We start from the raw sequence: 14184 nt of genomic DNA, 5'->3' as shown, positions 1-14184 counted from the left end.
TTTTTTATGAATTATCCTGTAGTCGCATTTCTACAAAAGTTGTATGCCGAATCGGATATTGATATTATTTTCCCTTAAAATAGCATTAAAAATCGCTAAAATGAACTAAAAATCGAATGGGTATAACACGTAGGTGTTATTGTTTCCCCGCCAATAACCCCCATTTCCCCCCATTCAGGCTCTTCCATTTGCTGATTTTTGCAGGATATTTTTACATGTACATTTTTAATAATGATAATCAATTGTTTATATGATACCCATTTAAAATTAAAATGATACGTTCATGTCATTTAACTAATATTAGTAATATTAGATATTTGCGCCATAAGAATCGAAGAACCTTTCTATTCATTTCAGGTTCGTGAACATCACAACAACAGTGGACATTACATTTTGCCTCTTTTAACCGTTTTTTATTTGAAAGCCTACCATATGCCTTGCAGAGTTTCAATCTGTGCAACAGACCAGTGGTATGCCAGGTACATAATATTTAATAAAAAAGAAAACGGATAAATAAAATTTTAAAATCTATCTATCCCTATACTAATATGAAAACAGTTTTACACAACGTTTCACGCAAACTCTTATTGGCTGGTGGAATCACCCTGGCAGCTACTGCGGCAAACGCACAGATGAAAATTGGTGATAATCCTTCACAGATTACTAAGTCTGCGATCCTGGAGCTCAGCAGTACCAAACAAGGTCTGTTACTGCCAAGGCTGAGCGATTTTACTGCCATCAATACAGCGATCGGTTCTGATGCTGTTGACGGAATGATCGTATACCTGAATGGCACTGTTGCAGCTGATAACGGTGTGTATATGCGTAAAGCAGGTGCGTGGGTGAAAATCGCCAGCGCCGCTGATGCACTTGCAAACTGGGGTCTGACCGGCAACGCAGGCACTAATCCAACTACTAACTACCTCGGAACTTCCGATGCACAGCCGCTCTCTATCCGTGCAAATGCAACTGAAGCAATCAGTGTGCAGACCAACGGTAATGTACAATTGAAACAGGTTGCTGCTACTACTACAGATGCAGCACTGGATGTATTGATCATTCAGGCTGATGGTACAATCGTGAAAAAGTCTTTGCCAGCTTATGCTTTCAAAAGTCTGCTCACAAACGTTGATGCATCTGTTCTTACTTTGAACACTACCCAGGCAACCGATGGTCAGGTGACTATCAATGCGCCTATCATGGATGGTACCGCCACTAAGTCTTATGGTTTCATGACCCTGGCTGACTGGACCACCCTGAACAACCTGGCAGCTGGTAACAGCCTTACTGTAGCGAATCTGATCACTGCAGCAGCTACTACTTTTGATGCTACCAAAGGTGCCATGATCACTTATAACTCTACCAGCAAACAATACGAACTATCTCTGATCGAAGCATCTACTGATAGAAATGGTATCGTGACCACAGGCGCGCAGTCTTTTGCGGGCGCTAAAACCTTCACTGGTACTGTCACTGTAAATGGTGCAACTACCCTGAACAGCACTTTAGGTGTAACTGGTGCAACTACCCTGGGCAACACTTTGGGTGTAACCGGTGCAACTACCCTGGGCAACACACTGGATGTAACTGGTAAAGCAACGCTGAATAATGGAGTAGACGTAACCAGCGGTGACGTAGCTGTGACTTCCGGCAACTTAACATTGACTTCCGGTAACGCATCTGTAGGTGGTACTACTACATTAGGTGGTACTGTAACTATGAACACTGTTGCTGCAAACACTGAGTCCAATTCTCTGAATGTATTGGTTCAAAATGCCACTACTAAAGCCGTTGAAGCAAAATCCTTCTCCTTTGACGCTATCGCCAACGCAATCACTCTGATCAAAACCGGTGCTACTTCTACCGCTGGTAGCGATGTAGAACTGAAATCAGATGTTGCCGGTACAGACTTCAATATCGTAGCCGACGGTACTGCCAAGACAGTTACCTTCAACCTGCCAGACGCAAGCGCAGTTGATGCTAGCCATACTGCAGTTCAACGAGGTGTGGTTTCTACAGGCAGACAGTCTTTCGCTGGTAGCAAATCTTACACTGATAGCGTAGCAATCGGTCAGAATACTGTTGCTAACTCTACACTGACAGTAAATGGTTCCGTATCAATGGCGATCAAGCCTGTTACCGGTACTTACACTGTAACTGGTAGTGACAACACCATCCTGGCAGATGCTAGTGCGGGTGCTTTCACTATTACACTCCCTGCGCCTGCTACTACTATCGTAGGTCGTATCTACACTATCAAGAAGATTGGTGGTGATATCGACAAAGCAGTTACCATCATGCCAGGAGCTAACAGTATCGAAGGTGGCTCCAGCTATGTTATTTACAACGATTGGACTTTCATTACCGTACAAACTGACGGTACTGACTGGTATATCATCAAGAAATAAGGGATAAGATTTTATAACAGGAGCAGTATCTGCTGCTCCTGTTTATTCCTTTTGTGTGCCTGTATTCGTGAAACCAATTAATACCTATGATAACTTTCTCAAACCGGCTTGTGCTTTTGTGCCTGCTTATGCTATCATCAGCATATTTAGGAGCCCAGCAATTGAAGTTGGGGAAAAATCCCACTTCAATTGAGAAGTCAGCACTACTGGACCTGAATAGTGACAAACAAGGCTTATTACTCCCAAGAATTTCCGACTATACCGTCGCTCCGCTGAATACTGCTCCTGATGGTATGATTATATACTATGTTCCTGATAAATTATTATACATCCGTAAGAACGGAGTATGGAAAAAACTCGTAGACGAAACATCTGCAATTTCATCTGTAAATGGACAAACTGGTCCAGTTGTTAGCTTAACCACCGCCAATATTTCAGAATCTGTCAACCTTTATTATACTGACGCGAGAGCAAGAGCGGCGTTCAGTGCCGGCACGGGTATCAGCTTATCCGGTACAGGAGTTATCTCAGCTTTGAATACTTCTAATTTATGGAATGCGGCCCAGCTACAGGGCCGCAACATTGGCACTACAGCACCAGCCGATCAGGATGTGCTGACATGGAGTGCTGCTACCAGCACCTGGCTGCCTAAAGCAGTTGGTTCTGTTACTTCCGTTGCATTGTCATTACCTTCTTCAGTATTCACAGTTAGTGGTAGCCCTGTTACATCTACCGGTACACTGTCTGGCACATTCAATTCACAGACTGCTAACACTGTATTCGCTGCTCCAAACGGAACTGACGGTACGCCCTTTTTCCGTGCATTGGTAGCTGCAGATATTCCTTCAGGATCTGGTAATTATATTCAAAATATATCAACCGGCACACAGGCTGCCAGCTTCTCTATCAGTGGTAATGGTTTGATTGGTACTAACCTGGGAGTAGGTATCAGCACGACGCCTGCCAATACTTTGGAAGTAGGTGGTACGACCGCTGCTTCTGGTTTGTCAGGATTAAGACTGACTGGCCTGGGAGCTGCCACTTTACAAAGTTCAATGGCCAATACCCTTGCGGTGAATGCCAACGGTGATGTGGTAGTTACTCAAAATGCAGCTGCCAATAACTGGTTAATTACCGGTAACTCAAATGTAAATTCAAGTACTCATTTCCTTGGTACAACCAATGATGTGAAGATGGTGATCAAATCCAACAACACCTCTTTCCTTGAGTTTGGCCGCCGTGCTACTTTAGGATTGGTACAGAATTACCCTAGCTATACAGATAGTGATGAAAGTGTAACCTTGATGAAGTCTGCCTTGCAGTTCGATGTACCTTCCACTGTTCAGTTTTATAAACCTAAATTCTATACTACCACTGACGGCAACTTCCGCCTCAAAGGATCTGCTGCAGGTACTGATTTCTTTGAATTAGGTTCTACTGGCAGTAACAATGCCGGTGGTTTTGATTTCATCATCGGTGATGATGGGGATGAGCCTATTCTGTTCAAAAGTTACTACTATGTAGATTCATCTTATACTGAGATGATGCGCATGCAGTCAAAGAAAGTAGGTATCAACATGGCGGGGGTAACACCTGCACAAACTTTGGATGTAAGAGGAACGATGCGCCTGACTGGTAGCACCGGTACTCCTGATAATATATTAGGTCGTAACAGCACCAGCGGTGACATTGCAACATTAGGGTATGATGCAACTACACTCAGCATTGCCAGCGGATCTGTTAAAGCAAATAATACAAGTGCCGTTTGGAATGCAAATCAACTACAAAGTACAGCAGTAGCAGGTACTGCACCTACTTCCGGACAGTACCTTGTATATGATGGTACCAGTTGGACGCCTACGACAGTTTCCGGAAGTCCGGGTGGTAGCGGTACCTGGTCTACGACTGGTAACAGCGGCACTACAGCAGGGACTAACTTCATTGGTACTACTGATAGTAAAGCACTGGTGGTAAAGACGAATAGTACCGAAGTAATGCGTGTGGATGCCAGTAGCCATGTGGGGATCAAAACAACCACACCTTCCAGTACACTGCACGTGAATGGTTCCTTTGCTACAGCCGTTGCCAGTTATGATAACCCTTCTACAGCAGTTACGGTGAACCTGGATGAGACTTATTATATGGTAGCAAGGTTAAGCTCCAATTATGGGAATATAGCTTCGGTAACAGCCAACCTGCCATCAGCAGCTACCTGCCCGGGCAGAATATATGTATTTTCCAATACTGTCACCAGCTCCGGTTCCGGTAAGTTATACGTAAAACCAAGCAGCAGTGAATTTATTGGCAGTTTGGGCAATAATACAGCGATGACACTGGACGAACGTATTTCAGCCGCGATACAAAGTACAGGTTCTTATTGGGTAGTGTTGTATAAAGGTTCAAACCAAGGCTACTAACAAACAAAAGTTAATAATGAAGTTCTTATTCTCCATAATACTTTTTTGCGTTACGTTCCATCTCAGCTATGGGCAGGAGACTTACATCTCTACCGGTGCGCAGGTATGGAATTTTGGTAACGTCGGGGTATTTGGTAACATAACGAATGAGGGATCATTAGGATCGAGCCCAAATGCTAACCTTTATTTTTATGGTAAAGTATGGACGAATGGCTTTAATGCTTCTCTCAGAGACGAAAGCACCTCCGGCCTCAAAGGCACCGGAGGCTTTTTTAGTTTTGCAGGTAGTAGCGGACAGCAAACCATTTCCGGCGGATTCAATGTGGCTGCAAAGATTGGTGCGAGTTTTCCCAACGTAAATATCAATAACCCGGATGGTGTTATCTTTTATAACCTCAATGACCTGAAGATCAGAAATACCCTTAGCTTATCTAACGGGCTCATATTCCTGAACGGACAGAACCTCATGGTAGGCGATACCTCTGCAGGATCTATCATTGGTTATTCAGACCGGCGTTTTGTGGTAACAGGTACTACCTCCACCGGAGGATTCCTGTATCGTTCCAAACTAAACAGCAGTGCAGGACAGGTGGTATTTCCGATAGGTAGCTCTGCCCTCAATTATGCACCAGCAGCTGTGCAGTATGAAGGAGATGCAGAAGATTTTCATGCACGTGTATTTGACAGTGTTTATCAATATGCCAGTTCCGGAACTTCTATCTATGACACCGTTGTGTACAAAACATGGAACATAGGAGAGGAGCTGGGTGGTACCGGCAAAACAGCTGTAACCCTGCAGCATATGGATAGTAATGAGGGCGATGAATATAGTTTAAACAGGGATGAGAGTTATATCTCTTTATTCAAGGATAGTGAATGGGAACATCGTTACAGCGTGAATGACAACATGAGCACTGGTACGTTGACTTCCCAGGCCATGGCATCATCTGCCACCATGCATTCCCGCGGTTTCGGGGGCATTGGTTTGAATGCTTATTTTGCTAAAAAGACTAACTTTTCCAACAGCTATACTCCAGCTACCATTATTGACTTCAACGCTTACCGTGTAAGTATCTCATTGGTAGATCTGGTTTGGATCACCAGCAGAGAGACTAACATGAATGTGTTTGAAGTAGAGCGCAGACTGGATAACGAAGAAACCTTTACCAAGGTAGGCACCGTAGCCACGAAAGCGCCAAATGGAAACAGCACAACAAAATTGAGTTACTATTATCAGGATACGAATGCCTACGATGGATGGAGCTATTATCGCATTAAGGCAGTATCAAAAACCGGCAAGTACGTCTACTCTGATGTAAGAGAAGTCGGACCACTGGTGGCTGTAACCGTTTACCCGAACCCGAACTGGGGCGATTTCAAGATCAACGTAAGAGGTATCAAGACCACGTTGGTAATGCAATTATACGATGTATGGGGTCAGGTGATGCGTAGACAGGAGATTACAGGAGCCGGAGATGTGGAAGTACACAACTTACCAGCTGGTACTTACTTCCTCGTGATGAAACAAAAAGACACAATGAAAGAAGTGTATACCTGCAAAGTAATAGTGATTGATCATTGATAAGACAACCGAAAATGAATTGAAACTAAACAAGGACAAATAATTTCATGGCGAAGAAAGCAAGTGGGACGAATAATAAACCCTGCCTGCTTTCTTAGTCATATTTATAAGTTTTTGTTTAAATCCGGGTAATTTTTATGAAGACTAAATTCCTTGTCCGAACCGTTCAACTATTGCCAGTGTTCCTGTTTTGGTCCACATTGATGTATGCACAACAGTTAAAACTGGGGGATAATCCCAGTTCTCAGCAAAAGTCAGCGTTACTGGAACTTGAAAGTAAATCCCAGGGGTTACTACTGCCCAGGATTGCTGATACTACATCTGGTGTTATCACCACTGCTCCTGATGGTATGATCATTTACCTCACGCTCAACAATAGCCTGTGCATTCGTAGTAATGGGCACTGGCATCCATTGCTGCCTGAGGGGTATGCGATCACCAGTCTGAATGGACAGACGATTGCCGTGCAGTCACTCGCTACTACAAATACAGCCGGTACATTTGGCTTTACGTCAGTGGCAGGAGCGCATACTTTAAATATACCGGATGCGACAGCTACCAATAGTGGTTTTGTGAATACCAATGCACAGACATTGGCGGGCGCCAAGACATTTACAAATACATTGACTGCTAATCAGGATGTGTTCCTGACGGGGATCAATATAGATAATACCAAGGATAGTGTACTACTGATCGATGGAGGCAAACTGCTGAAGAAACAACTGACCGGATTACCTCCGGTAGGTACAGCGGGTGGTGACCTCACAGGTACATATCCTAATCCTGCTATTGGTGCAGGTGCTGTAACAGGTACCAAGATAGCACAGGCAGGAGCAACTACCGGTCAGGTACTGAAATGGAATGGTACCACCTGGTCACCTGCTGCTGATGATAACAGTGGTTCTATTTCCTCTATTGGTTTAGTAGTACCTTCTTTTCTGACAGTATCTCCGGCCACGTTAACTGCTAATGGAACATTTACAATTGGTACAAGCAGTCAGACTGCGAATACGGTATTTGCTGCTCCTGATGCAAGTGCAGGTACACCTACCTTCCGCTCACTGGTTCCTACTGATATGACATTGGGCACACAGCGTCTTGTAGGCCGTTATTCAAATGGTACAGGTACAGGGCAGTCTGTATCAATGGACAGAACATTGAAAATGACTACCGGTGGTTATATATACGTAGATACTACACTGGCTGTTTACAATGCGAGCAAAATCCAGAGTATAGCAGTATCCCTTGCAACACCTACTACCGGACAGGTATTAAAATATAATGGTACAAGCTGGACACCGGCTGCTGATGATAATGCGGGTCTGACTTCTGTTGGAATAACATTACCACTGTATACATTTTCGAATTCCCCGCTGACAGCGAATGGTACACTGACGGGTTCATTGAGCTCACAGACAGCAAATACATTTTTAGGTGCACCCAACGGAGCTGCAGGTACGCCCTCGTTCCGTTCCCTGGTAGCTAGTGATATTCCTTCATTACCCTTCTCTCAAATTACAGGTACAGTGCCTGTATCTCAGGGTGGTACAGGATTAACAACAGTAGGAACAGCGGGACAGGTACTGATGTCTGATGGAACAAACCTGTCATATGCAACTCCTACAATTACCCTGACAGGGGATGTGACTGGCACAGGTTCATCTGGTACGATAGCAACCACTATTGCGAACCAGTCAGTGACATATGCTAAGATCCAGAATGTCAGCGCTTCTAAATTGTTAGGTAGATATGCCACTACAGCAGGTAGTGCACAGGAAATCTCCCTAGACAATACTTTGAAATTTACAACCGGTGGTAACCTGTATGCAGATAGCGCATTATCAGTATGGAATGCCAGCAAGCTGCAAGGTGTAAGAGTCGCATTTACGGCACCGGCTACCAGTCAGGTATTAAAATATGATGGTACGAACTGGTCACCAGCTACTGATAATGGTTTGACATCAGTAGGATTGACTTTACCTTCTTTGTTTTCTGTAACGGGTTCACCGCTTACCGCAAATGGAACAATTACAGCGACGCTGGCATCTCAATCAGGGAATACAGTTTTTGCTGCGCCAAACGGGTCTGCAGGAACACCAACTTTCCGTAGTTTGGTAACAGCAGATATTCCTGCCTTACCTTTTTCACAGATTACAGGTACAGTGCCTGTATCGCAGGGTGGTACCGGGTTGACAACGGTTGGTACATCCGGACAGGTATTGACATCTAATGGTACGACGTTGTCATGGGCTACACCAAGTGCTTCTGCCTCAGGTCTTACATCTGTAGGTTTATCTATGCCTTCGATCTTCACAGTCACCAATTCACCATTAACTGCAAATGGTACGTTGACTGCTTCATTCAACACACAGACGGCGAATACTGTTTTTGCAGGTCCATCTTCAGGGGCGGCTGCTACACCTACTTTCAGGGCTTTAGGTATCAGCGATATCCAGAATGTAACAACTCAGAAATTGCTGGGTAGGTATTCAACCGGCTCCGGTGCTGCACAGGAAGTGACTTTAGATAATACCCTCAAGCTGACTACCGCAGGTACATTGTATGCTGATAGCTCTCTGGCTATATGGAATGCGAGTAAAGTACAGGGAGTCAAGGTATCAGCAGCTACCCCAACCAGCGGACAGGTATTAAAGTATAATAGTACTACTGGTATATGGGAACCTAATACAGATAATGACGGTGGTGCGACTTATGGGAAGGCGACTACCAATGATGCTTCTTACGCAACGGCTGACGGTTCTACTACTGTGATGAAGATCTGGCAAAGTGCGGTAACCGGAGCAGTGACTAACGGTCCTAAATATACCAATGCTTATGCATGGAGTGTGATGGCATTCAATGGTACAAACTATACCACACAGTTATACTTCGATAAAAATACGATGGCCATTAAAGAGTGGGGGGGTGTTACAGCTCCTCTTACTACGAATGCCGGTAACGGTTGGTACAAGGCTATCCTGACGAATGGTGATAATAAAATCGGTGTAGGTGCGATCGTGTATGGTAAACGTACCTACGATGCATCTGCAGAAGCTGCATCAGATAGTACCAGCTTTGTATGGGATGAAACAAATGACAGGTTGGGTATAGGTACTGCTTCTCCTGCTTATAACCTGGATGTGAGTGGGACAACAAGAGTAACTGGTGCAACTGCACTGAACTCTACATTGGCCGTAACAGGTAATACTACAATGAATGGAACAGTGAAAGTAGGTAGTGCAGGTACTGCATTGACGAACATCATTAAGTCTACTTTTACTATAGCTGGTAATACCAGTATTACCGGCTCTGGTTCTACTACTATAACATACACTTTATCAGGTGTAAGCAATACTTCTGCCATAACAGTCAATCCGGCCTCCGCACTGAATACCGGTGTTTCCATTGCCTATGCATATGGCACTAGTAATACAGTCAATGTGGTATTTACAAGTCCTTCTACCAAGAATCTTGGGACTACAGGTGCTAACATTACTTTTATCGTAACAGTTGTCAACTAATCATACCCGGATACATCACAAAAAAACGCTTCTGTCCCGGCAGAAGCGTTTTTTTGTTTTACCTTTACACCGTTTAATTCATACAGTTTTGAAAAAGATTATCATCACCTTAGATGGATATTCTTCCTGTGGGAAGAGTACGCTAGCCAAACAGTTAGCTGCGGAGCTGGATTATGTATACATCGACAGCGGCGCCATGTATCGTGCTATCACGTTGTATTTTATTCAGAACCGTATAGACTGGAACAACCCTGAAGAGGTAGCCCAGGCATTGAAAAACATCCAGCTGGAATTCGTCTACAACCCACTCACCGGTTTATCCGAAATGAACCTGAATGGCGAAAATGTAGAACAACTGATCCGAGAAATGCTGGTAGCTGAAAAAGTAAGTGAGGTGGCCGCCGTTGGGGCTGTCAGGGAGTTCGCCGTCGCCCAGCAACAGGAAATGGGTAAGCAGAAAGGCATTGTAATGGATGGTCGCGACATCGGTACCACTGTATTTCCCCATGCAGAACTCAAGATCTTTATGACTGCTGAAGCAGCTATCCGGGTAGAACGCCGATTTAAGGAACTCTATGCTAAAAACAAAAGCATCACCCTCCACGAAGTAAAAGAAAACCTGGAACTACGCGATTACATCGACACCAACCGCGAAATCAGCCCCCTCCGTAAAGCAGAAGATGCTATTATATTGGATAACAGCCAGTTATCGCCAAACGAGCAACTGAAGTTAGTATTACAATGGGTAGACGATGCCGTGATGGTGAAGTCCTGAGCAAAAAGCCACAAATCCTTTAATAGCAACGTTCTAAGCAAAAAATAATTGAGTACCAAGCATCCTGACAGCAGGTGATCATCCTGATACCTGCTGCCAGAGAGGCCCTCCTGCCAAATAGAATATTCTTCCTGAATTTATTTTAATATTAGAAAAACCTTTGTTAAATTTGTTTCATTCCGGTGAGTAATTCCGGTTAATCCTTCAATAGTTTTTCCACATCCTTTAGAATTTCCTGCATTTTATTGTTGTTATAATGTTGTACCCGGTCATTTAACATATGCCGTCGAACGATATTTCCATACATGGTCAAGAGAAGTCATAAGAGATCTTTTGGACGATCTTTCTATAACTATATCCAGGGACCTGTTACTATTAGCCGTATAGAACACTCAATACTATATATATTAATACCCCCGGGCATTTTTTTGGTGTACCGGTATTATTAAAAACTTAATGTGGGGCGGGCAGCATTGCCTGTCAGGTCCCATGTTTTCAGTAGGTGTATTCGGTTAATAGGAAGAAGGGGCGAATTCTTTCGCCCTTTCGCTTTTTGTTTTTAACTTGTGCCTATTACCCTGGCTGTTGCATGGCGAAACAAGTACCTTACGTTTTACTCTTTTTGTTCCTGGGGTTTAAAGTGGACATTTCATTTGCACAGGATTCTTCCTTCATTTACAGAACACTTGATTCTGCCCGGAATCTCCGAGGAGATACCACTAAGGTCAACTGGCTGTTAGATAAAGGGAAAACCTTCAGTCGTTTTTTTGACAAACGCAAAATTGAAAACCCCTTTTTCCAGGAAGCTGTTACCCTTGCTCAACACCTGAAATTTGCAAGGGCCCTGTTTAATGTTTATAATGAAATTGGTACCGCAAAAAGGAATATCTCTGAATATATCCTGGCTGCGGATTACCACGAGAAGGCTATCAAATATGCAGATGATACCAAAGACGATCATCTGCGCGCCATCGCCCGCAACAATACCGGCGTGGATTACCGGCGCATGGAAAAACCCCTGAAGGCATTTGAATATCACTTCAAGGCCCTCCAACTGGCTGAAAAAGTGAATGATGTACGCAACATTTGTGTTGCAATTAATAGTATTGGTAATATCAACCTCTCCACCGGCAAATACGAAGATGCCATCAGTCATTTTAATAAAGCCCTGGTCCTGGAAAAAGAAAACAAAAATGACCTTGGTGTCGCCATTAACCTGGGCAACCTGGGATACGCTTACCAGTACCTTGGTAAACTGGACCTCGCCATCGATTATTATAAAAAGTCGCTCGCGGTGAACATGCAACTGGACAATGCCATGGGCAAAGCCATTTGCTACAATGCCCTCGGCGACGCCTACAAGGAAAAGAAAGAATACGCCCAGGCGCTCGATGCCCTGAACAAAGCACTGGAAGTAGAAGTGGGGGTGGACGATAAAATACATATTGCTGAGAGCTACTTACATATTGGTAAGTGCTTTAGCCTAATGGGCAAACATGACGAGGCCCGCAAATACTTTCAGGAATGTATAGACCTGAGCCAGCACTGGCGCTTCAATTACATGCTGCAGGAGGCTTACAAAGCCCTGGCGGCAGACTATAAAGCCAGTGGCGATTTTCGTCGCTCTCTTGAATGCGCTGATAAATCACTGGTATACAAAGACAGTATCCTGGACGAAAAGGCAGCCCTTGAACTTGCCCAGATGCAGGCTATTTACGAAGTAGACCGCAAGGATAACCAGATCAAAATGCTGGAACATGATAAGCAACTGAATGAACTCCGTACCCGTCGCAATGTCGTGTACATGTTGTCTATCGGTGGTTTCCTGATCATGCTGGCCATTGGCGGGTTCTTTTATATCCGGCACCGTAACCTGGAAACGAAGAAACAGACCTTACAACTGGAACTCCGTTCCCTGCGTGCCCAGATGAACCCTCACTTTATCTTTAACTCACTCAGTTCCATTCACCGTTTCATCTGGAGCAATAACCAGGAGGAGGCGTCCGACTACCTGACCAAGTTCTCCCGGCTGATGCGCATGATCCTTGACAATACGCAGTATACCTTCATTTCACTCAACAAGGAACTGGAGTCCCTGCGGTTATACCTGGACCTGGAACAATTACGTTGTAATAATATCTTTGAGTACAAAATCATAGTGTCCGACGACATTAATGAAGAAGAGGTAATGATTCCTCCTATGATCATTCAGCCCTATGTCGAAAATGCGATCTGGCATGGACTGGTACATAAATCCGGGAAAGGCTTACTTGAAATAGCTGTATCCGTGAATGAACGTACCCTGACCTGCCTGGTCACTGACAATGGGATAGGCCGTAAAAAAGCAATGGAGATCAAAGAAAAGAAAGGACAGACACACCGTAGCATGGGGATGAAAGTAACAGCCGGCAGGATAGACCTGATCCGTAAAATCAATAATACCAAAGAAGCCACTGTAAGGATTACAGACCTTGCAGACCACGAAGGCAAAGCAACAGGAACAATGGTCACACTTGTGCTGCCTGTAGAATTTATATTTTAAACCCTGGATTTTTAAAGCATGAGCGAAATTAAAGCGATTATCGTAGACGATGAACAGCATTGTATAGATGCCCTGCAAACCATGCTGGCCAAAAAATGCCCGGAAGTAACAGTGCTGGGTGGTGTCAATAGCGTAAAAGCGGCGAAGGAACTGATTGACGAAGTACATCCCGATGTTGTGTTCCTGGATGTAGAGATGCCTCACCAGAATGGGTTTGAACTACTGAAACTCTTTGACAAAATCAATTTCGACATCATATTCACCACCGCTTACGAGCAGTATGCCCTGAAGGCAATCAAGTTCAATGCACTTGATTACCTGCTCAAACCATTTAGTGTGAAGGAGCTGCAGGACGCCGTTCATAAATGTATAAGCAGGAAAAGCATGCAGCAATCGGAACCCGGCAATTCTCCGCTGGATGTGTTCCTGCAGAACATGAAAACCTTGCACCAGACGCATAAAAAAATCGCTCTTCCGACTCTTAACGGATTAGTTTTTATGCCGGTACAAAACATCGTACGGTGTGAGTCCACCGGAAACTATACAAGGATCTTTTTTACAGACAAAAAGAACCTGATGGTGTCGAGACCGCTGAAAGAGTTTGAAGAATTGCTGACGGATGTAGACTTTTTCAGGGTACATAATTCTCACCTGATCAATTTGCAGCAGATGCAATCGTATATACAGGGTGAAGGTGGTTTTGCGCTGATGAGTGACGGTACACAAGTGGAAGTTTCAAGAAGGCGAAAAGCAGATTTTTTGAAAAAAGCGATGCAATTCTAAACCAGATTTAATGCGTTTTACGCCACTTACCCCGAATTGCATACCGGATAATAAATGTGATTTGTCAGCAGGGGTGGAAGAGATTACTTTTGATTCAGGTTTAAACTAATTACGATATAAAACTTTTTTTCTCTGCATTACTAGCATTGATTAGCC

7 protein-coding genes are annotated in these 14184 nt (G+C 44.1%); all 7 read left to right on the top strand.

The window, feature by feature from the left end; genetic code table 11:
- Positions 1-548 precede the first annotated feature (548 nt).
- The 7 genes from SIO70_RS29620 to SIO70_RS29590 all read left to right on the top strand — a co-directional run bounded on the left by SIO70_RS29620 (position 549) and on the right by SIO70_RS29590 (position 14028).
- Positions 549-2408, top strand: a complete 1860-nt coding sequence (locus SIO70_RS29620; RefSeq protein WP_320576999.1) for a hypothetical protein — start codon at positions 549-551, stop codon at positions 2406-2408.
- Between the two features lie 128 nt (positions 2409-2536).
- Positions 2537-4825, top strand: coding sequence for a hypothetical protein (locus tag SIO70_RS29615; RefSeq protein WP_320576997.1), 2289 nt, complete (start codon positions 2537-2539; stop codon positions 4823-4825).
- Between the two features lie 16 nt (positions 4826-4841).
- The gene (locus tag SIO70_RS29610) at positions 4842-6407 is read left to right on the top strand and encodes a T9SS type A sorting domain-containing protein (protein ID WP_320576996.1); all 1566 of its coding nucleotides are present in this window, start codon (positions 4842-4844) and stop codon (positions 6405-6407) included.
- Between the two features lie 137 nt (positions 6408-6544).
- Positions 6545-9928: a hypothetical protein gene (locus tag SIO70_RS29605; protein ID WP_320576994.1), complete on the top strand. Its 3384-nt coding sequence runs from the start codon at positions 6545-6547 to the stop codon at positions 9926-9928.
- 88 nt (positions 9929-10016) lie between these two features.
- Complete coding sequence (gene cmk, locus SIO70_RS29600; protein ID WP_320576992.1) at positions 10017-10703, top strand: (d)CMP kinase; 687 nt, start codon at positions 10017-10019, stop codon at positions 10701-10703.
- 589 nt (positions 10704-11292) lie between these two features.
- A complete protein-coding gene (locus SIO70_RS29595; RefSeq protein ID WP_320576991.1) occupies positions 11293-13245 on the top strand; it encodes a tetratricopeptide repeat protein in 1953 nt (650 codons plus the stop codon).
- Positions 13246-13263: 18 nt separating this feature from the next.
- Entirely contained in the window at positions 13264-14028 is a 765-nt protein-coding gene (locus SIO70_RS29590) for a LytTR family DNA-binding domain-containing protein (RefSeq protein WP_320576990.1), read from the top strand.
- Positions 14029-14184: the final 156 nt, after the last annotated feature.

This window comes from Chitinophaga sancti (genome assembly GCF_034087045.1).
Lineage (GTDB): Bacteria > Bacteroidota > Bacteroidia > Chitinophagales > Chitinophagaceae > Chitinophaga > Chitinophaga sancti_B.
This window is presented reverse-complemented; position numbering and strand designations above follow the sequence as displayed.

Coding starts and splice junctions, on each gene's coding strand:
- SIO70_RS29620 (WP_320576999.1), top strand. CDS start 549: ATGAAAACAGTTTTACACAACGTTTCACGCAAACTCTTATTGGCTGGT.
- SIO70_RS29610 (WP_320576996.1), top strand. CDS start 4,842: ATGAAGTTCTTATTCTCCATAATACTTTTTTGCGTTACGTTCCATCTC.
- SIO70_RS29605 (WP_320576994.1), top strand. CDS start 6,545: ATGAAGACTAAATTCCTTGTCCGAACCGTTCAACTATTGCCAGTGTTC.
- SIO70_RS29595 (WP_320576991.1), top strand. CDS start 11,293: ATGGCGAAACAAGTACCTTACGTTTTACTCTTTTTGTTCCTGGGGTTT.
- SIO70_RS29615 (WP_320576997.1), top strand. CDS start 2,537: ATGCTATCATCAGCATATTTAGGAGCCCAGCAATTGAAGTTGGGGAAA.
- SIO70_RS29590 (WP_320576990.1), top strand. CDS start 13,264: ATGAGCGAAATTAAAGCGATTATCGTAGACGATGAACAGCATTGTATA.